Origin of the sequence: Cryobacterium flavum (genome assembly GCF_900103805.1) — a bacterium.
GTDB lineage: Bacteria > Actinomycetota > Actinomycetes > Actinomycetales > Microbacteriaceae > Cryobacterium > Cryobacterium flavum.
In genome coordinates, this window is sequence record NZ_FNIB01000006.1 from 1 (window position 1) to 20,091 (window position 20,091).

A 20,091-nucleotide genomic window follows, 5' to 3' on the forward strand; every position below is an offset into this window, starting at 1 on the left:
CGATAATTTGATAACACTCAGTTTGAAGAAGCTGCTTTAGCGTCCACTATGTGGTTCTCGATGTACGGTCGAGAACAACGTCCTCGTCACGAGGACTCTATATAACTACATAATATAGAATCGATTCATCGCAAGATGTTTCGGCGGCTATAGCGAGAGGGAAACGCCCGGTCACATTCCGAACCCGGAAGCTAAGACTCTCAGCGCCGATGGTACTGCAGGGGGGACCCTGTGGGAGAGTAGGACACCGCCGGACTTAACGTAGAAACACCAGGAAAGCCATCCCTCCGGGGATGGCTTTCCTGCGTTAACAGGCCACCCACGCGGGTGCCCTGTTTTCGTTAAGCCGCTCTCTTTCGACCGCGTTCAGTAGCGTTCTCAAGACCCCGGCCGTACGCCTGCGGGGTGACGACGCCTCCGCTGCTCAGCTCAAACACTCGAACTCGGCACCCCGCGAATACCCCGACACCCCGCCCACAACGTAGACGCTGTGCGAGCGTCGACGTGCTCCAGCCGCGGTAAGAGCGGGCGTCTGCGAGCCGGGAGCTTACGGGACTGTGGCTATCTAGGAGGTCGTCCATCTGCTTGCTATAGCAAGCATCCTTTGCTTTGGCTCCCCATACTTAACGGGAGGGCCACGCACCCGGTGCTTTGCCCCTGTCGGTGAATCAGCGGTTGGGGAAGCCGTGGGGGAGACCGGTCAGAACCGGCGCGAGCCGGGCCAGACGCTCGCGCTCGAGGATGAGGGCGGTGTACTCACGTTCGCGGCGCACGGCGGCTACGCCGACGAGGAAATACTCGGCCGGAGCGTCAGGCAGCGGCCAGACGAAGGGGGCGACCTCGGCGGCGAGGGACTGAGCCAGATGTTCGCGGGTCACGGGGGTCATATGGGACGACTGGCGCAGGTACTGGGCAACACGACGGGCGAGGCGGTCGGGCAGGCGCGCGATATCGACCGTCTGCGACCAGGGCAGCAAGGCGTCTGGTAGGGGGCGCGGGACTTTTTTATTGCGCTGCACACGTTCGTGCTGGCTGTAGGTACCGGCCAGCAGGTCGCCGAGGCGCTTGGAACGCCCATTGAGCAGGGCAGTGATGGCGGCGAGACCTCCGACGGTCATGATGATCTCGAGCACGCCGGTTAGGGCGCGAATGAACGCGTGACGCAGGGAGATCGCTCCGCCGTCGTCTCGTACGATGCGGGCGCCGATGGCGAACTTGCCAAGCGAGCGGCCGTGCGTGAGGGTTTCGACCAGGACCGGCACGACCACCAGCGAGAAGACGAGGGCAACAACGTTCAGTGCCTGGGTGAGCGCGGCGTCGGTATAGGCCGCGAAACTCAGATAGAAGCCCAGAAGAATGAGCAGGTACAGGGCCAGATAGGCGATCGCGTCGATGATCGCCCCGGCGCCGCGGAGGATGACGCTGGCCGGCCGCACGTCGAGCGCGACCGCCTCACCGGTGACGAGTTCATCGTCACTGTCAAAATCAGCGGCACGGTCGGTGGGACGCGCGGTCTCCTTCATGTCTACTATTGAACCAGATGGATCTCGACGCATATACGGCCGCGCACCGCGCCGACTGGGACCGCCTGACCGAGCTCGGTGCCCGGCGGGGTCTGTCCGGTGCCCAGTCGGATGAGCTGATCGAGCGATATCAGGCCGGGGCCACTCAGCTCTCCGCGATCAAATCGACCGCCGGCTCTACCCTGGAAGGCGACCGGCTGTCGGTCGGCCTGTCCCGCGCCCGGCTGCGCTTCACCGGCGTGAGCGTCAATGTGTTGGCGCAGCTTCCCCGGTTTTTCGTTGCCCAGCTCCCCGCGGCTTTATATCGGCTCCGCTGGCTCACCCTCGCGGTCGCCGTGGTCACGGTCGTCGTCGCTGGACTGTACGCCGTGTGGGCCTACAACGATCCAAGGGTCTTGGCCAACCTGGGAACAGAGGCGCAACTCGCGCAACTGGCCAACGAGGACTTCGTGGGGTATTACTCCGCGAACCCGGCGGCCTCCTTCGCCGGATTCGTCTCGACCAACAACGCCTGGATCGCCGCGCAGTGCATCGCCTTCGGCATCACCGGGGTCTACGTGCCATTCATCATTCTGCAGAACGCCATGAACCTCGGCACCACGGCCGCCATCATGTTCGCCTACGACAAGGGCGACGTGTTCTTTCTCTACATTGCTCCGCACGGGCTGCTCGAGCTCACGGCGATCTTCGTTGCGGCTGCCGGCGGACTGCTCATTTTCTGGGCCTGGATCGCCCCCGGCGCACGTACCCGAGGTCAGGCACTCGCCGAAGACGGCCGAGCGCTGTTCACCGTGGCGATCGGACTGGTGTTCGTGCTGTTGGTGTCGGGCATTATTGAGGGCTTCGTCACCTCGCAGCCCTGGCCGTGGCCGATCAAGATCGGCATCGGAGCGGTGGCGCTCGGCGCGTTCCTGTTCTACATGATCGTGGTCGGCGGGCGCGCAAGCAGGGCCGGAGAAACCGGCGACCTCAGTGAGTTCGAAGCGGGGAGTACGCGCATTTACAGCGCGTGAGTCAGAGCCGCCCGGCCGCCTTCAGCGCGATGTAGCGGTCAGCCAGGGCGGGCGGAAGCTGCGCGGGGGAGGCGGTGACGACATCCGCTCCCAGCTGGCGGATGGCGGCCGACACGCGCGCCACGTCGAGCAGGGCCCGCTCAGCGGCCGCCGCGCGGTAGATCTCGTCGCGTCCGCCGCGGGTGGCCGCCGCGAGCACGGTAGCTGGGTCGAGCACGGAGGCCACGACCACCGTGTGCCGCTTGGTGAGCTGCGGCAGCACCGACAGCAGCCCGGTCGACGCTCCCGCAGCGTCGATGGAGGTGAGGAGCACGACCAGGGCATGCTGGCTCGTGACCGCGCGCACCTGGCCGGGAACGGCCGCCCAGTCCATTTCGATGAGCTCCGGGTCGATCAGCGCCATGGAATCGACCATCTGCGACAGCAGGGCCGCGCCGGTCGCTCCCTGCACCCGGCCGCGCACCCGGCGGTCGAAGGCGAGAAAGTCCACCCGGTCGCCGGCCACCGAGGTGAGGGCTGCGAGCAGCAGGGCCGCTTCGAAGGCGGTGTCCAGCCGGGGCTCGTTGTCGACGCGGGCTGCGGACGTGCGGCCGGTGTCGAGCAGAATCACGACCCGACGGTCGCGCTCCGGCCGCCAGGTGCGCACCATGACGTCGCCCCGCCGGGCCGTGGCCCGCCAGTCGATCGAGCGCACATCGTCACCGCGCACATATTCGCGCAGCGAGTCGAACTCGGTGCCCTGCCCGCGCACCATCACGCTCGTGCGTCCGTCGAGCTCCTTGAGTCGTGCGATACGGGAGGGCAGGTGTTTGCGGGCGTGAAACGGCGGCAGAACCCGGATGCGCCCCGGCGCGTTCAGTGAGGCCTGACGGTTCCACAAACCCAGCGGCCCCAGGGAGCGCACCGTCACCTGTTCGACCCGGCGCTCCCCCCGCCGAAACGGAGTGAGCGTCAGCGAGACCAGCCGCCGTTCGCCGCGCACAATCACCACCCGGCCGCGCACGAGGCCGGCACCCGCCGACGGCTGCCAGGCATCCCGCACCACGGCGTTCAGGCGCCGACGACCGGTATTCGTCAGGTACAACTCGCTCGTGGCCGATTCGCCGAGGCGAACGCGGGCGGGCAGCATCCGTTCGACCGAAACGGCGCGCGGCGACGCGGCTAGCGCCAGGTCGAGACTGCCGAGCAGAAGCACGAAGACCAGCCAGAGGGCGAGCACGCCGGCCGCCGCCTCCACGGAGGGCCCGAACAGCACGATGGGCACCGCGCCGAGGGCGAGGAGAAGAACGAACCGTCCGCTGAGCGTCATCGTTAGATCGGAACCTGAACCTGCTGCAGCACTCCGCGCAGAATCGCATCGACCGAGACGCCTTCGAGTTCGGCTTCGGGGCGCAGCTGCACACGGTGCCGCCAGACCGGCAGCGCCATGGCCTGCACGTGGTCGGGGGTGATCGAGTCGTAGCCGCTCAGCCAGGCCCACGCCTTGGTAGCGGCGAGCAGGGCGGTCGTGCCGCGAGGGCTGACCCCGAGCTTGACCGAGGGGCTCGTGCGGGTGGCGCGGGCCAGGTCCACGATGTAGGCGAGCACATCGGCGCTCGACCCGACCCGAGCGACGGCATCCTGCGCCGCGGCGAGTTCGGCCGCGCCGAGAACCGCGCTCACACCGGCACCGGCCAGATCGCGCGGATTGAAGCCGGCCGCGTGGCGGCGCAGCACCTCGATCTCATCGACCCGCTGAGGCACTTCGAGCACGAGCTTGAGCAGAAACCGGTCGAGCTGTGCCTCGGGCAGCGTATAAGTGCCCTCGTATTCGATCGGGTTCATGGTCGCCGCCACGATGAACGGCTCTGGCAGCTTCAGCGACTCGCCGTCGACGCTGACCTGACGCTCCTCCATCGCCTCGAGCAGCGCGGACTGCGTCTTCGGCGGCGTGCGGTTGATCTCGTCGGCGAGGCAGATGTTCGTGAATACCGGCCCCTGCCGAAACTCGAATTCGCCGGCCTTGGCGTCGTAAATGAGCGACCCGGTCACGTCGCCGGGCATCAGGTCGGGCGTGAACTGGATTCGTTTGGTGTCGAGACTGAGTGCGTGGCTGAGGGTGCGCACGAGCAGGGTTTTCGCTACGCCCGGCACGCCCTCGAGCAGCACGTGGCCGCGCGCGAGCAGCGCGATGATCAGCCCGGTAACCGCGCCGTCCTGCCCGACGACGGCCTTGCCGACCTCGGTGCGCACCCGGTTGAGGGCGGCCCGCAGCGCGGCGGCATCCGCTGCGTTGGTCGGCGCGGTGTCGATCTGATCAGTGGGAGTCGTCATGGGTCCATTCTCTCGGCTGGAGGGGGGAAGATTTCAGAAGAAGCGGATGCCGGCGCCCCGGCCCGCACGGCCTGGCTGGTCGCCGTTTCGAGGGCCTGCAGGGCGACTCCGAGCTCCATCAGCTGGGCATCGGAGACGGGGATGGCACCCACGAGAACCCGGCGAACCTCGTCGGGGGCGCGGCCGGTGATAAGCGCCACCGTGGCGATGACCTCGTCCAGGTGGGCGAGCCGGCCGAGGCCGACGGTTCGGGCGAGGCGTTGCACGGCGCCCACGCGCAGGGCGTCGATCGCCCGCAGGCGGGCGTTACTGCGCGCATAGAGTCGGGCTCGACCCTCCAAAGTCTCGCTCGCCTTCACCGTGACCGGCAGATTCTCGGCTACGAGCGGCCCGAAGCGCCGGCCGCGCCAGACTGCGGCGGCGACGCCGACGAGCGCGAGCAGCATGAGCACCGGGGTGACCCAGCCGGGCGTCAGGTCAGCGAGTGAGGGTGGCCCCGTGCGGGGCAGGTCGGCCAGGGTCGGCAGGTACCAGACCAGCGAGTCGCTCGGCCCGAGCAGGCCGAGGGCGAACGCCGCATTGCCGTAGCCGGTCACGTTCTCGTTGTTGAACACGCGCGGGTCGGGCACAAGCGAGACGAGGTCGCCGGTTAGTTCGTTCTGCACCTGCACCAGCGAGAAGGTGTCGGTGCCGCTCGGAAAGCAGCCGGTGACCAGCGGATGCTCGCCCTGCGGAATCGACAGGGTGTCGCCGCCCGGCACCAGCTCCCCGGCCCGGCTTGCGGCCGGAACCGAGCAGTCGGCCGTCAGCGTCTCCGCATCGGAGACACCGCCGAAGCCCACGGTGGGCGCCAGCGCCTGCAACGCCAAGAAATCCGGTGCAACGACCACCGTGCGCGCGGCGAGGTCGCCGAGTTCGCTCAGCTGCGACTGGTCGAGGTAGCTGTTCTCGTCATAGAGCAGCACGGTGGAATCCGCGCCGACCGCCCCGCGCACCTCGGCCAGGGAACCGGCCAGAGTCACGGTGACGCCCTGCTGGCGAAGCACTTCGACCAGGGCCATCGACCCGGCCGGAGCCGCGTTGTCCCCGGCCAGTGCCCGGCCGGCAGCCTGGCTGCCACCCGAGACGAGCACGGCGATGATGGCGATGGCCAGTATGCAGGCAGCGGCGATCACCCAGAACGAGGAGCGGCGAAGCAGCGCGCGCAGGGTCGGCGTTGCCACGGTCGTGGCGCTCGCAGGGCCACCACCGGCGCGGGCGCCGGGCGCAGCGGCATCCTCTGGAGACGTCAGCGTCGCGCTCATGACCGACCCGCCTCGGCCAGCGGGGTCAGCACGACGGGCATCGCAGAGCGCAACTCGGCCTCGAGCGCGGCCAGAGCGCGATAGTCGGGCTCGGTGCCGGCCTGCTCCAGATAGCGCACCCGGTCGAAGGTATCGGCGGCGAGAGCCAGGGCCGGGCCATGCGCCGGAAAGACCTGCCGGGCTCGGGTGGCGAAATCGTGCGCGGTCGTGCCGGGCGAGACAGCGAGCACCGTGCGTTCGGCGAGGCCGCGGGCCAGGGCGCGAAAAATTTCCTCGCAGGCCAGGCTCCAGTCGCCCGCGCTCGCCGCTGCCTCGGCGGCCGTGCGCATCTCGGCGCTGCTGCGCTGGTCGATCGTGCCGAACAGGTCGAGAGCGGCGCGGCGTCGCCTGGCCAACCTGGGGGCGCCGAACAGCAGCCAGCCGGCCACAAGCGCCGCGAGCACCAGCACGACCGCGACAATCGGCAGCCAGTCTTTCAAATTGCCGTCGCCGCTGATGGTCAGGGACTGGAGCCAGTCCAAAAAGGCCTGGGACGCCCGGTCGAACCAGGTGGGCCGGGCGGCGGCGTACGGGGCTTTGGCGAGTTCCTCGCGAAGCCACTGGCGGGCCTCTGCCGCGTCGGGAACCACCGGTACATCACGCGGCACGCCGAACGTGATGCGGTCAACCAGCGATCCGAGCTGCGCCAGGCTCAGAGCCGTCATGCCGCCGGATACCCCGTGCCGGGAGCGGTCGGTACCAGATACGGGTCGGGAACATTGCCGCCCTGCGCCGCCGATTCCACGTAGCGCGCCAGCTCGAGGTCGAGCCCCTCCTTGCGCATGCGCAGGTCGAGGTAGATCAGCGCTATGGCCGCCGACTGCACGACGGCCGCCACTGCGGCCACCGGAATAGCGATGATCAGGCTGAGGGCGGTGATGATGTAGGTCGTCTCGTCGGTGAATGCCCCGTTCGGGTCGATCAGCGACGCGCCGATTCCCATGAGCAGTGATACGGGCGTGGTGATGATCTGGGTGATCACCTGCACGATCAGGCCGATTAGCAGCAGTACGCCCAGGGTGCGCCAGAAGTAGCCGCGAGTGAGTGACCAGGATCGAACAACGGATGCCCGCACGCCCAGTTTCTCCAGCACGATCAGGCTCGGCACGACACTGGTTTTGGCGTACAAGAACGCGCTCACGGCCGCGAGCAGCAGGCCGCCGAAGATGCCGACCAGAACGCCGGCCACGAATCCGGCGGTACCGCCGACGCTGATCAGCGCCACGACAATGCCGGCGATCACGGCCACACCGATGAAGAGTGCCACGGTCAACAGCACGGTCCACAGCACCAGCGGCCAGAGACGGGTCGCCGCTGTGCGCCACAGCGCGCCGAGCCGTAGTTTCTCGCCGAGGGTCGCGCGGGCCACTTCGAGCACGATGACGGCCTGCAGCAGGGCCGAAGCGATGAGTGACAGGGCGATCGGGATAATGGCGGACAGCGCGCCGGCCAGTAACGAGCCGGCGGTGACGGCATCCTTTTGGTCGAGCGGGGCGCTGTCGATGCGGTCGATGGCCCAGAACGTGACGAGCCCGACAATGACCACGGTGATGAGCATGATCGCGGCCTGCACGATCAGACCGCTGCCGAAGGTTGCCTTCGGATTGCGGCGCAAGACCTGGAACGACGCGCCAAGCAGCGTACCGAATCCGATCGGTCTCAGTGGAATCAGCCCCGGCTTGGGCGGGGGCGCCCAGCCCTGCCCGGGGGCGCCGCCCGGGTACGGGCCGCCCGGGTACGAACCGTACGGATGCGGTGCGCTCTGATCGGGCGAGACGGGCGGCGCGAACTCCCCGTAGCGCGGTGCAACGGGGGCGTCGGGGGCTTGCCAGGGGTCTGTCACCATTCAATGCTGGCACAGGTCGATCAAGAAATGCGCTCAGAGGCACTCTGTCAGCGCGCTCAGCTACTCTTATGCCAGACTTTGCCCTACTCATCGGGCAATCTGCTGAGCGAACCACATCAGAACACACGTGACTGACGTTCTGGAAAGAGACCCATGACTGCACGAATTTTGGTTATCGATGACGATACCGCCCTGTCCGAGATGATCGGCATCGTTTTGCACGGCGAAGGCTTCAATCCGGGGTTCTGCGCCGATGGGTCCCTCGCCCTCGAGACGTTTCGCACCGAGAAGCCCGACCTGGTATTGCTCGACCTCATGCTGCCCGGCCTCGACGGGATCGAAGTGTGTCGGCTGATCCGCGCAGAATCGGGGGTCCCGATCATCATGCTCACCGCGCGGTCCGACACCACCGACGTGGTCAAGGGTCTCGAGTCCGGCGCCGACGACTACATGGTGAAGCCGTTCAACCCCAAGGAATTGGTCGCCCGCATTCGCACGCGCCTGCGCCCGCCCGCCGCCGACGGTGCCCTCGCCCTGCACATCGGTGACCTCGTTGTGAACGCGGTCGGCCACGAAGTCACCCGCGGAACGGCCGCGATCAATCTGACCCCGCTCGAATTCGACCTGCTGCTCGCCCTGGCGTCCAAACCCCAGCAGGTTTTCACCCGCGAGATGCTGCTGGAACAGGTCTGGGGCTACCACTACAAGGCGGACACCCGGCTGGTGAACGTGCACGTGCAGCGGCTGCGCGCCAAAGTCGAGCATGACCCCGACAATCCGAAGATCGTCATGACGGTGCGCGGTGTCGGCTATCGCGCCGGCACGGTCAGCTAGAGAACTACGACCGCCCATGTGCGCCCGGCGATTCCCGCAGAAACGGTTTCTCAAACCGTGCCCCAGCTGACCTATTGGAGCAGGCCGCGTAACTGGCCGAGGCTGGTGCGCGCGTCGTGGCGTTCCTCCCTGCAATTTCGTACGGTGACGATCTCGGTCGCGCTGTCCGGGCTGGCGATTCTGGTGGTGGGCGTCTACATGTCGGTCAGCATCGGCAACGACCTGTTTCAATCACGACTCAGCCAGGTGCTGCTCGAATCCGACCGTGCCACCAGCTCCGCGCAGAGCCTGTTCGATTCCTCCGATGCCACCGACCGGGTGCAGGTGCAGAACCTGCTCAGCTCGGCCCGCACCTCGATCTCGGCCGCCTCCTCGAGCCGGCTGGTCGCCGTGTTGCGGGTGCCTGGGCAGGATCCGTCGACCGTCGCGCCGCTCGACTCCTCGACGTTCGGGCAATCCACCGGTGTGATCGGCACCGACCTGCGCACCGAGGTGCAGGCCAACGACGGCGATCAGTTCTGGCAGTCGGTCACCCTGACCGGTGAGGATGCCACGACCATTCCCGGCATCGTGGTCGGGTCGCAGATCACGGTTCCGGTGGCCGGCCGCTATGAGCTGTACATCGCGTACAGCCTGCAGGATGCCGAAGCGACGCTCCTGTTCGTACAGCAGACCCTCGGGGTGGCCGGTGTCACCCTCGTGCTGCTGATCGGGGCCGTATCGTGGGTCGTCGTGCGCTTCGTCGTCACGCCGCTGCGCGTGGCCGCCGAGACGAGCCAGAAGCTGGCCTCCGGTGACCTGGAAGTACGCATTCCCGAGAAGGGTGAAGACGTCATCGCCACGCTTGCCCGTTCGTTCAACGGTATGGCCGACAGCCTGCAGAGCCAGATTCGTGAGCTCGCCGACCTGTCCGAAGTGCAGCAACGCTTTGTATCGGATGTCTCGCACGAATTGCGAACGCCGCTCACGACCATCCGCTTGGCCGGCGATGTGCTGTACGACCAGCGGGCGACTTTTCCGCCGGCCACCAGCCGCACCGCCGAGCTGCTGCACACCCAGGTCGAACGGTTTGAGCTGCTGCTGAGCGACCTTCTCGAAATCAGCCGCTACGACGCCGGGTCGGTGGAGTTGGAAAGTGAACCGACCAATCTGGTCTACCTCGCCGAGGATGCCATCGACAGCCTCCGCTCCCTCGCCGAGACCAAGGGCAGCGACCTGCGACTTCTCGCCCCCGGCGGGTACCTGAACGCCGACGTCGATCCGCGGCGCATCCGTCGGGTGCTGCACAACCTCATCGGCAACGCCATCGAGCACGGTGAGGGCAAACCCGTCGTGGTCTCGGTCGACAGCGACGCGAACGCGGTGGCGCTCGCCGTGCGTGACTACGGGCTCGGCATGAGCCAGGCCGAGGTCGCGCACGTGTTCGACCGGTTTTGGCGTGCTGATCCCTCACGCCAACGCACGATCGGCGGGACCGGACTGGGGCTGGCCATCTCGCGCGAAGACGCGAGCGTACACAACGGCTGGCTGCAGGTCTGGTCGAGCCCCGGCGACGGGTCGTGTTTTCGACTGACTCTGCCGCGCACGGCCGGCGCCATGCTCGAATCGTCCCCGATCCCGCTGCCGCCCGACGACGCCACGGCCGCGCTGGGCGAAATCGGGCATGTGCCCGGAATCGGCGGGGGCCAGCATGAGTAGTCGCAGTTCAGCCTGGCGCGTCGTTCCGGCGCTGCTCGTAGCGGTCAGTCTCGCCGTCGGTCTCGGCGGCTGCACCGGCATACCGCGCGACGGCGTGGTGCACGCCGGCAATGACATCGCGCCCGACGACAATCCGGCGCCGGTCTTTCTGCCCGCACTACCGCAAAAGGATGCTTCGGTCGAGTCCATCCTGCGCGGATTCATCGACGCCTCCTCCAGCCCGGAGAACAACTACGACATCGCCCGCCAGTTTCTGGCTCCGGCGTTTCAATCCAGTTGGGATCCTACTGCGGGCGTCACCGTCGACAACGGTTCAGGGCGCACCCTGACCGTCATCGACGACGCCACCACCCTCGTGGCCGTCACGCCGATCGCCGAAGTAGACCAGTCCGGGGAATACCGCGAGGTCGACGCGAGCCCGGTACCGTTGCGCTATGAATTTGCGCAGATCGGCGGCCAGTGGCGCATCAGCGCGGCCCCAAACGGCACCGTGATCGATGAGAACACCTTCAATGACGTGTTCAGCGCCCAGCCGGTCTACTTCTACGACCCGGGATTTCGGTTTCTGGTGCCGGACCTGCGCTGGTTTCCGCGCGGGGCATCCGCTCCGACCAAACTGGTCAATGCCGTCCTGAACGGACCGAGCGCCTGGCTGACCGGCGCCGTGGCCACGGCGTTTCCGGAAGGCTCCAAGCTCACCGCCGACGCCGTGCAGGTCGTCGGGCGGCAGGCCATGGTCGACCTGAACAGCGAAGCCCTCAACGCCGATCGGCAGACCCTGCAGCGTATGAAGGCCCAACTGGCGGCGAGCCTGCCGACGGGCCTGACCGTCGAAATCACCATCGACCAGAACTCCCAGGCCATCACTGATCTGGAGTCCGGCGCTCCGCTCGTGGATCCGCGCGTGGATGCCAGGGCGCTCGTGCTGCGCGGCGACGAGTTCGGTTTTCTCGCCGCGACCGGGCAGAGCGTCACTCCGCTCGACGGTTTGTCTGACGCCATCGCCCAGCTGGCCCCGACCGCCGTGACGCTCGCTTCGGGGCAGGGATCGGCTGCTGTACTGGCCAGCGACGGCGTATACCTCGTGCGGGCCGGCGACGACCCTCAACTGCTCGATACGCGTGCCGGACTGCTCGCACCCTCGATCGACAACGACCGCTTCGTCTGGTCAGTGCCGGCCAACGATCCGAGCGCACTGGTCGTCTATGGCCCGTCGGGGGAGGCGACCGTACTGCCGACGCCGTGGCCGGAGGCCACGTCTATCTCGTCGCTGAAGGTGTCCAGAGACGGCGCCCGACTGATCGCGCTGCTCGGCACCGGTTCCGAGACCCGATTCGTGGTCGCCTCCATCATTCGCACCGGCGTTGTGCCGACCGGCATCGGCGCGCCCGTGCTGCTGGCATCGGGCGGCGGGGTCGGCCAGGGCGCCACCTGGATCAACGAGTTGACCGTCGCATCGCTCAGCCTGCTGCCCAGTGGCGAGGCCCGCATCGTCGCCCAACAGATCGGCGGCGTCAGTACCGTTTTGGAATCCCCGGTCAGCAGCCGGTTCATCGTCGGCAGCAACTCGGTGCGCGACCTGCGAGCCCTCACCGACACCGGCAGCCTCGAGGTGCAACGCGGAGCGGGCTGGCAGGCCCGCATCGGAGACGTGACCCTGCTCGCCACCCAGCAAGGCCTCGGCGGCTAGCTTCTCCTCCCCAGCGGGCGTCCAGGTCCGTTTGTGCACCGCTGGCGAAGTCGCACAGTCCCCACCGGCATCCCGCGGCACACTGAGGCCATGAGTAGACAGCTGCGCGATCGACTGGCCGCCGCCGGCCGCGACGCCTGGGCCACGCTGCTGCCGACCGAGTGCAGCGGCTGCGGTGCCGTCGACCGTGCCCTGTGCGCGAGCTGCCGGCTGGCGCTGGCGCCCGCCGTGCACGCGGTCACCCGCGACGACGCCCTCATCTGGGCCGCTCTGACTTATGCGGGTTCTGCCCGCCACGTGATCGCCGCCTACAAAGACGGCGGTCGAACGGATGCCGCCGCCGCGCTCGCCGCGCCGCTGCGAGCGGCCATCGTGGCCGCGCTCGTCGCCGTGCCAAACCTGACCGAGCCGAATCAGCCCGGGAGCCCGCGCGACATCCACCTGGTCACCATTCCGTCGTCCCGCCTGGCCTGGCGCGTACGCGGCTACCACCCGGTCGACGCCCTGCTGCGCCGGGCCGGCCTGCACTCATCCCCGGTGCTCGTGCAGCGCACCGAGGCCCTCGACCAGGTGGGTCTCGGCCGGGCGGCGAGGGCCTCGAACAAGAACAACAGTCTTGTCGCCCGGCATCCGCTCGACGGGGTGTCGGTGATCCTCGTCGACGACATTGTGACGACCGGCGCGACCCTGCTCGAGGCGCGGCGTGCCGTGTTCGCTGCGGGCGGTATCGTCGTCGGTCTGGCCGCACTGGCGGAAACACGGCGTCTGCTCCCCGCGCACAACCCTCCTTAGGCAAACTGATGGATAAATACTGTGACTTATCTGACCGTCACGGCTACGGTGGAGACAAAGGCGCGTAATGATCGCCCAGTTGTCGGGCGGTCCGCCAAACTGGAGGTCGTCATGGAAACTAACATCGTCGGACGCAACCTTGGGATCACTGATCGCTTCCGGGATTACGCGACGGAGAAGGCCGAGAAAATTGCCCTCCTCGCCGAGAAGGCCGTCGCGCTCGAGATTAAGGTCAGCCGCCACCACGAGAAGAACGGCGCTGCCGTCGGCAACGACCGGGTCGAACTCACCCTGATCGGCAAAGGTCCGCTGGTGCGGGCCGAAGCAGACGGATCCGACAAGTACGCCGCCTTCGACGTGGCGCTGGGTCGTCTGCTCGAACGCGTTCGTCGCGCCAAAGACCGCAAGAAGGTGCACCGCGGCGGGGCCCACCGTCCTACCTCGCTGCACGAGGCATCCGCTGTGGGATTCAGCGTCATCGACATCACCCCCGCCAACCCCGAAACGCTCGAGCGGGTGCGCACCGGCGCGATCCCGATTGTGCAAGCGGATGCCCCAGAAGCCTCCGCCGAGGAGGACTACTGCCCCGTCGTCATCCGTCGCAAGGTGTTCGCGGCTGCTCCCATGTCCGTCGACGATGCCCTCTACTTCATGGAGCTCGTCGGCCATGACTTCTACCTGTTCCAGGACATCGAGACGAAGCGTCCCAGCGTGGTCTACCGCCGCAAGGGCTGGGACTATGGGGTCATTGAGCTCGACGGTTCGTCGAGCGAGTTGCAGGAGGCTGTGCCCGTTGCCAGCGGGCGTGCCAACTGACCAACTAGCATTGCCTTAGCCGCCGACCAGGTCGGTGCTCTGGCATCTGCCAGACGAGAGGTGCAGGCTTGTGCTGCAGAAGTCCGATTGGGCTGCCGCAGTGCGAGCCTGCACCGTTTGACTAGTGGAGTACATTCGTGGCGTCAATTCTTGAAAAGGTTCTTCGTGTTGGTGAAGGCCGCGTTCTGCGCCGCCTCGAAAACTATGCGAAAGCCATCAACGCGCTGGAAGAAGACTTCCATGAGCTCACCGACGACGAGCTGAAAAACGAAACCGTCACCCTGCGGGAACGGTATTCCAACGGCGAATCGCTCGATGACCTGCTGCCGGAGGCCTTCGCCGCCGTGCGCGAGGCCAGCACGCGCACCCTCGGACTGCGTCACTTCGACGTGCAGCTCATGGGCGGAGCAGCCCTGCACCTCGGCAACATCGCCGAGATGAAGACCGGTGAGGGCAAGACCCTCGTCGCCACCACCGCGGCGTATCTCAACGCGATCAGCAGCCGCGGCGTGCACGTCATCACGGTCAACGACTACCTCGCGAGCTACCAGAGCGAGCTCATGGGGCGCGTCTTTCGCGCCCTCGGCATGACGACCGGATGCATCCTTTCCGGCCAGACTCCGGCGCAGCGTCGCGAAATGTATGCCGCCGACATCACCTACGGCACCAACAACGAGTTCGGTTTCGACTACCTGCGCGACAACATGGCGTGGCAGGCCAGCGACATGGTGCAGCGCGGCCACTACTTCGCCATCGTCGACGAGGTCGACTCGATCCTCATCGACGAGGCCCGTACCCCGCTGATCATCTCCGGGCCGGCATCCGGTGAAGCGAACCGCTGGTTCAACGAGTTCGCCAGCCTGGCCAAGCGTCTCATTGCCGACGAAGACTTCGAGGTCGACGAGAAGAAGCGCACCATCGGTGTGCTCGAACCCGGCATCGAAAAGGTCGAGGACTACCTCGGCATCGACAACCTCTACGAGTCGGCCAACACGCCGCTGATCTCCTTCTTGAACAACGCCATCAAGGCGAATGCCCTGTTCAAGAAAGACAAGGACTACGTCGTCATGAACGGCGAGGTGCTCATCGTCGACGAGCACACCGGCCGTATCCTCATGGGCCGCCGCTACAACGAAGGCATCCACCAGGCGATCGAGGCCAAGGAGGGGGTCGCGGTCAAGGCCGAGAACCAGACCCTGGCCACGGTCACCCTGCAGAACTACTTCCGCCTGTACGCGAAGATCTCCGGAATGACCGGAACGGCCGAGACCGAAGCCGCCGAGTTCATGAGCACCTACAAGCTTGGCGTGGTGGCCATCCCCACCAACAAGCCGATGCAGCGCATCGACCAGTCCGACCTGATCTACAAGAACGAAGAGTCCAAGTTTCGTCAGGTCGTCGAGGACATCGTCGAACGACACGAAGCGGGACAGCCGGTTCTGGTCGGCACGACCAGCGTTGAGAAAAGCGAGTACCTGTCACGCCTGCTCGCCAAGAAGGGCGTGCGTCACGAGGTGCTCAACGCGAAGAACCACGCCCGTGAAGCTGCGATCGTCGCGCAGGCCGGTCGACTCGGTTCGGTGACCGTCGCCACCAACATGGCCGGTCGTGGTACCGACGTGATGCTCGGCGGCAACGCCGAATTCCTCGCCGTTGCCGAGATGAACGCCAAGGGCCTCAGCCCGGTCGAAACCCCCGACGAGTACGAACTCGCCTGGGACGACGTGTTCACCGCGGTCAAGACCAACGTCACCGAAGAGGCCGAGAAGGTGATCGCCGCCGGCGGTCTTTACGTGCTCGGTACCGAACGGCACGAATCACGCCGCATCGACAACCAGCTGCGCGGGCGCAGCGGACGTCAGGGAGACCCGGGCGAGAGCCGCTTCTACCTCTCGCTCACCGACGACCTCATGCGCCTGTTCAACGCCGGTGCCGCCGAGGCCCTCATGGGCCGCCAGGGCGTGCCAGACGACATGGCGATCGAATCCAAGGTGGTCAGCCGCGCCATCCGCAGTGCCCAGTCCCAGGTCGAGGGTCGCAACGCCGAGATCCGCAAGAACGTGCTCAAGTACGACGACGTTCTCAACCGTCAGCGCGAGGCCATCTACGGAGACCGCAGGCACATCCTCGAGGGTGACGACCTGCACGAACGCACCCAGACCTTCCTCACCAACGTCATCGACGAGGTGCTCGATGTGCACGCCGGCGACGGCAACGGTGACGACTGGGACTTCGATGCAATGTGGACCGAGCTCAAAACGCTCTACCCGGTGGGACTGACCATCGATGAGGTCGTCTCCGAGGCCGGCGACAAGGGCAAGATCAACCGCGACTTCATGCGCCGGGAGATTCTCTCTGATGCCAAGCTGGCCTATTCGCGCCGGGAAGTGAGCCTCGGAGCCCCGGCCATGCGCGAACTGGAGCGCCGTGTCGTTCTCTCGGTGATCGACCGTCGCTGGCGGGACCACCTCTACGAGATGGACTACCTGAAAGACGGTATCGGACTGCGCGCCATGGCTCAGCGCGACCCGCTGGTGGAATACCAGCGCGAAGGTTTCGCCATGTTCCAGCAGATGATGGGTCAGATTCGCGAGGAGACCGTCGGGTTCCTGTTCAACCTCGACGTTGAGGTGACTGCTGGGGCCGGTGCTGTCGCCGGGCCGGTCGTCGCTGCCAAGGGACTCACACCGGCCGACGCTCCGGAGGAGAAGCTCAGCTACACCGCACCGAGTGACTCAGGCGGAGTCGAGGTGCGCAACCAGCGCGGCCAGATTCAGCAGGCAGCCACTGACCGGGCCCGGCGCTCGGCCACCGTCGCGGCCAGCGACGACGAACCGGCCGAAGCAGCCGGCCCTCCTCAGCGCGGAGCGTTCGGGCAGAAAACCGAGGGTGCAGCCCCGGTGAACCGGGCCGAACGCCGATCGCAGGGTAAGAAGAACAGCTAGACCCCACGCCAGCACATCGATGTGCGCCCGTCCGGCGGCGCGCGGCGATGCGCGTGGGTGGGGCATCCGTCTGCTGGCCGGGCGGTTCTGGCCTCATAGGACGACGAGTACAGTAGCTCTCCAGCGCTGGTCCAGGGCTTCCAGCTGCAAGGAGACGACGTGCGCGCGGCGTTTGTCGTACACCACGATCACCGCGTTGAAACCGCCGGTCTCGGTCGGCCAGGTTTTGACCTGATCGATCCACAGTCTCGGCCGCTCCGCGACGATTCCCGTGATGGCTCTGGCACGAGAGGCGATCGTCACACGGATGTGAAGATGGGCGTAGACGTCGTCGGTGACCCATCGCGCGAGCTGCTCCAGGTCTCTGGCTCCGGCGATGGCCTCGATGGCCCGCAGTGCGAGGGCGCGCAGGAGCTGTTCTATTTCGTGCCCGTGCGCTGCTCCGATTGGTCTCGGGCCGGCACCGCGCGGGCTGACTGCGCGCTGGTCGACGCGGGGCTCCAACGGGTTGACCTGCAGACGGGCAGACCCGGAACCAGATGACGTCATTGTTCCTCCTGATATCGAACGTGCAACTCTTGTGGCGCAAAACCTAAGCAGTTTGATCGCTGCACTGTCGAGCGCTTAAAGAGCCTGTGCACAACCCGAGCGAGAACGCTCGGCGTCGGCTACTTTCAACGTGTGCGCTGGGATGATCTGTTTGACGACCTCGAAGGGCAACTCGAACGCGAGCTGCACGCCGAGGCCACTGACCTGCGCCTGCAGGAGGAACGTACGCGGTTGGAAAAGCTCTCCCTGCGCACCCGGTTGAGTAACGTGGTGCGATCGGCCGGCCTCGGAGGCACACTGCAACTGCGAATCGTACTGGTGTCCGGTGAGACCCTCTCGGTTCGACCGACGACGCTGGGCCGGGACTGGCTCGCGGCGGACCTGCCCGGCACCGCCAATGGGCGGGCTCAGTGCGTGATCCCGCTTTCGGCCGTCGCCGGGGTAGTGCTCAGCGCGGAGCAGAGCCTGGTCTCGCTCGCGGTCGAGTCAGAATCCACCGGAAAGCTCATCGAACGCGTCGGTTTTCCCTTTGTGCTGCGGGACCTGTGCCGGCGGCGGCGCTTCGTGGAACTCGACACTCGCGGTGGTGTCCTGGCCGGAAGCATCGACCGGGTGGCGCGTGACCATCTCGATCTGGCGGTGCATCCGCTCGGAACGCTGCGCCGCGCGCCGGAGATTCTGCACTACCGTCTCGTGCCGTTCTGGCAGATTCACGTTATTCGGCTCTGCTAGTTGTGGATAACTTTTTCACGACTTAGCGAAGTCGGGCACGATAGGGCCAATGCACCATCGGAATCGATTCAGAGAAGCGAGGTAACGGATGAAAACACCCCGTCCCACACGCACGCGCCGCCGCTTCTGGGTTGACCCCCGATTCATCATCGGGCTGGTGCTGGTCGCTGCTTCGATAGCGGGGGTCGGCGCGATTGTCGCCGGCACTGATCGCACTACGGCGGTCTATACCGCACGGCACACACTGACCGTCGGTGACCAGCTGAGGGCGGCCGACCTCGTTGAAACTCGGGTGCAGCTCGGCGGCGCGGCCGACCTGTATCTGGTTCCGTCGACTGGCTTGAAGGGTGGGCTGCTCGTCACGCAGACGATCCTGACCGGTGAACTGGTGGCCCGGTCAGCGGTCGGGGAATCGTCGGGGAGCGATGTGACCAGTGTCGTCGTCGACGTTCCCGGTCGACTGGCCGCCTCGATCGCGGCCGGTTCGGTCGTCGACATCTGGTCGGCGCGGGCGACCGGGCCGAGTGAGTACGCGCCGCCGACGATTCTCGTGGGGCAGGCTGTCGTCGTGCGGATCGTCGAACCGACCGGCATCATTGCCGCCTCCAGTGGGCAATCCGTGGAAATGCTCGTGCCGAAGGCCAACGTGGGCGCGGTGCTGGAGGCCATCATGAACGGCGATGCCCTCGCGATCGTTCCCGTGAACACCCCGGTGGTGCCCTGATGGCCCGGCTCGCGCTCGTGCTCGACCGAGCGACCGAGCAGCGCATGCTGGCCGACATCATTGATTGTGGGCACAGCGTGGTCACTCGCGTGGATACCGCCCGGGAGTTCCTTGAGACGCTGTCCCATGGGCAACCCCACGTCGTGGTCGTCAGTGGTCGCCGGGAATCCCTGACCGGCCAGTTGATCGCCGCCTGCGACGAGCGCGGCATTCGCGTTGTCGCCCTGACCGCGACGGAATTGGAGCGGCGGCACGCCGGCACCCTGGGCCTCTACGAAACTGTCGCGATACCCTGCGATTGGTCGGAGATTGAAGATTTGCTGGTGTCGGGGGTTGTCGTTCCGTTGCGGGTGGGGGAGCGGCACTTCACCGGCGGTGCACTCAATACCGGCTCGGTGATCGCGGTGTGGGGCCCGGCCGGCGCGCCGGGGCGCACGACACTGGCCATCAACATCGCGGCCGAAATCGCAGCGGCCGGTCACACCGTCGTGTTGGCCGACGTCGATACCTACAGCGCCTCGATCGCTCCGAGCCTGGGCATGCTCGACGAAGCGCCCGGCTTTGCCGCTGCCTGCCGTTTGGCCGGCAGCGACAGTTTGAACCAATCAGAGCTTGAACGTATCGCGCAACGCTACAACTCGCCCAAGGGTGCCTTCTGGGTGCTCACCGGCCTCGGCCGACCGTCGCGCTGGCCGGAACTGTCGACCGAACGGGTCACCCGCACCATCGACGCCTTGCGGCACTGGGTGGACTACGTCGTGCTGGACACCGGGTTCAGTCTGGAAAGCGATGAAGAGCTGACCAGCGACATGTTGGCACCCCGGCGCAACGCGGCCACCGTCACGGCCCTGCGGGTGGCCGACCATGTCGTGGCCTGTGGGCTGGCCGACCCGGTCGGTATGGCCCGGTTTCTGCGCGCTTGGAGTGACCTCACCGAGGTGATCGGCAGCAGCACGGTCAGCGTCGTGATGAACCAGGTGCGGGCGAGCGCGGTCGGGCTGAATCCGCGCGGGCAGGTCGCGGCAATGCTGCTGCGCTTTGGCGGCATCGAATCGCCCATTCTGGTGCCGCACGATCAGGGCGCCCTCGACGCTGCGGTCTTGACCGGCCGCAGCCTGCGGGACGCGAGCCCGAAGTCGTCAGCTCGAGCGAGCATCCGTCGGTTTGTACTGGAGGACCTCATCGTGGTTCCAGCCCGGGAATCAGAACGGATGCCGCGGCGGGTCAGGTGGCGCGGCCGTAAGGCCGCCCCGGCCACGTAACCCGCCGGATA

At 66.6% G+C, this 20,091-nt stretch carries 17 protein-coding genes and 1 rRNA gene; 11 read left to right on the forward strand and 7 right to left on the reverse strand.

What is annotated here, in order from left to right; all coding sequences use genetic code 11:
- Positions 1 to 139: 139 nt before the first annotated feature.
- Positions 140 to 256, forward strand: a 5S ribosomal RNA gene (rrf, locus tag BLS91_RS09725).
- Positions 257 to 668: 412 nt separating this feature from the next.
- Here the strand turns inward: rrf and BLS91_RS09730 are convergent.
- Entirely contained in the window at positions 669 to 1,523 is an 855-nt protein-coding gene (locus BLS91_RS09730) for an RDD family protein (protein ID WP_092340538.1), read from the reverse strand.
- A gap of 17 nt (positions 1,524 to 1,540) precedes the next feature.
- Here BLS91_RS09730 and BLS91_RS09735 point away from each other — a divergent pair, with 17 nt between their 5' ends.
- Complete coding sequence (locus BLS91_RS09735) at positions 1,541 to 2,536, forward strand: stage II sporulation protein M (RefSeq protein WP_092340539.1); 996 nt, start codon at positions 1,541 to 1,543, stop codon at positions 2,534 to 2,536.
- A gap of 1 nt (position 2,537) precedes the next feature.
- On the opposite strand, the gene BLS91_RS09740 is transcribed toward BLS91_RS09735, so the two are convergent.
- From BLS91_RS09740 to BLS91_RS09760, 5 genes are read right to left on the reverse strand one after another with little or no spacing between them, the layout of a single operon-like run.
- Positions 2,538 to 3,845: a DUF58 domain-containing protein gene (locus tag BLS91_RS09740; RefSeq protein ID WP_092340540.1), complete on the reverse strand. Its 1,308-nt coding sequence runs from the start codon at positions 3,843 to 3,845 to the stop codon at positions 2,538 to 2,540.
- A 2-nt stretch (positions 3,846 to 3,847) separates the two neighbouring features.
- Complete coding sequence (locus tag BLS91_RS09745) at positions 3,848 to 4,849, reverse strand: AAA family ATPase (RefSeq protein ID WP_092340541.1); 1,002 nt, start codon at positions 4,847 to 4,849, stop codon at positions 3,848 to 3,850.
- Positions 4,846 to 6,153 carry a DUF4350 domain-containing protein gene (locus BLS91_RS09750; protein ID WP_174774948.1) on the reverse strand — a complete coding sequence of 436 codons (1,308 nt, stop codon included), beginning with the start codon at positions 6,151 to 6,153 and terminating at the stop codon, positions 4,846 to 4,848. The genes BLS91_RS09745 and BLS91_RS09750 overlap by 4 nt, the downstream gene beginning before the upstream one ends.
- A complete protein-coding gene (locus BLS91_RS09755) occupies positions 6,150 to 6,857 on the reverse strand; it encodes a DUF4129 domain-containing protein (RefSeq protein ID WP_092340542.1) in 708 nt (235 codons plus the stop codon). The genes BLS91_RS09750 and BLS91_RS09755 overlap by 4 nt, the downstream gene beginning before the upstream one ends.
- Entirely contained in the window at positions 6,854 to 8,035 is a 1,182-nt protein-coding gene (locus BLS91_RS09760; protein ID WP_134505142.1) for a hypothetical protein, read from the reverse strand. The genes BLS91_RS09755 and BLS91_RS09760 overlap by 4 nt, the downstream gene beginning before the upstream one ends.
- A gap of 156 nt (positions 8,036 to 8,191) precedes the next feature.
- Between BLS91_RS09760 and mtrA the strand changes: the two genes are divergently transcribed.
- From mtrA to secA, 6 genes are all read left to right on the forward strand, one after another.
- Positions 8,192 to 8,872 carry an MtrAB system response regulator MtrA gene (mtrA, locus tag BLS91_RS09765; RefSeq protein WP_092340544.1) on the forward strand — a complete coding sequence of 227 codons (681 nt, stop codon included), beginning with the start codon at positions 8,192 to 8,194 and terminating at the stop codon, positions 8,870 to 8,872.
- Between the two features lie 57 nt (positions 8,873 to 8,929).
- Positions 8,930 to 10,570: an MtrAB system histidine kinase MtrB gene (gene mtrB, locus BLS91_RS09770; protein WP_174774949.1), complete on the forward strand. Its 1,641-nt coding sequence runs from the start codon at positions 8,930 to 8,932 to the stop codon at positions 10,568 to 10,570.
- The gene (locus tag BLS91_RS09775; RefSeq protein WP_158252829.1) at positions 10,563 to 12,260 is read left to right on the forward strand and encodes an LpqB family beta-propeller domain-containing protein; all 1,698 of its coding nucleotides are present in this window, start codon (positions 10,563 to 10,565) and stop codon (positions 12,258 to 12,260) included. Before mtrB ends, BLS91_RS09775 begins: the two co-directional genes overlap by 8 nt.
- Positions 12,261 to 12,350: 90 nt before the next feature.
- Complete coding sequence (locus tag BLS91_RS09780) at positions 12,351 to 13,052, forward strand: ComF family protein (protein ID WP_092340546.1); 702 nt, start codon at positions 12,351 to 12,353, stop codon at positions 13,050 to 13,052.
- 111 nt (positions 13,053 to 13,163) lie between these two features.
- A complete protein-coding gene (gene hpf / locus BLS91_RS09785; protein ID WP_092340547.1) occupies positions 13,164 to 13,868 on the forward strand; it encodes a ribosome hibernation-promoting factor, HPF/YfiA family in 705 nt (234 codons plus the stop codon).
- Positions 13,869 to 14,005: 137 nt separating this feature from the next.
- Entirely contained in the window at positions 14,006 to 16,813 is a 2,808-nt protein-coding gene (gene secA / locus BLS91_RS09790; protein WP_092340548.1) for a preprotein translocase subunit SecA, read from the forward strand.
- A gap of 93 nt (positions 16,814 to 16,906) precedes the next feature.
- Here secA and BLS91_RS09795 read toward each other — a convergent pair whose 3' ends face one another.
- Positions 16,907 to 17,362 (reverse strand): Rv3235 family protein, encoded by a 456-nt coding sequence (locus BLS91_RS09795; RefSeq protein WP_092340549.1) that lies wholly within the window; start codon positions 17,360 to 17,362, stop codon positions 16,907 to 16,909.
- 132 nt (positions 17,363 to 17,494) lie between these two features.
- On the opposite strand from BLS91_RS09795, the gene BLS91_RS09800 reads away from it, so the two are divergent.
- The 3 genes from BLS91_RS09800 to BLS91_RS09810 all read left to right on the forward strand — a co-directional run bounded on the left by BLS91_RS09800 (position 17,495) and on the right by BLS91_RS09810 (position 20,080).
- The gene (locus BLS91_RS09800) at positions 17,495 to 18,094 is read left to right on the forward strand and encodes a hypothetical protein (RefSeq protein WP_092340550.1); all 600 of its coding nucleotides are present in this window, start codon (positions 17,495 to 17,497) and stop codon (positions 18,092 to 18,094) included.
- 88 nt (positions 18,095 to 18,182) lie between these two features.
- On the forward strand, positions 18,183 to 18,818 hold the full coding sequence (locus BLS91_RS09805; RefSeq protein WP_092340551.1) for a hypothetical protein: 636 nt from the start codon (positions 18,183 to 18,185) through the stop codon (positions 18,816 to 18,818).
- Positions 18,818 to 20,080: a CpaE/TadZ family protein gene (locus tag BLS91_RS09810; protein ID WP_092340552.1), complete on the forward strand. Its 1,263-nt coding sequence runs from the start codon at positions 18,818 to 18,820 to the stop codon at positions 20,078 to 20,080. The genes BLS91_RS09805 and BLS91_RS09810 overlap by 1 nt, the downstream gene beginning before the upstream one ends.
- Positions 20,081 to 20,091 lie beyond the last annotated feature (11 nt).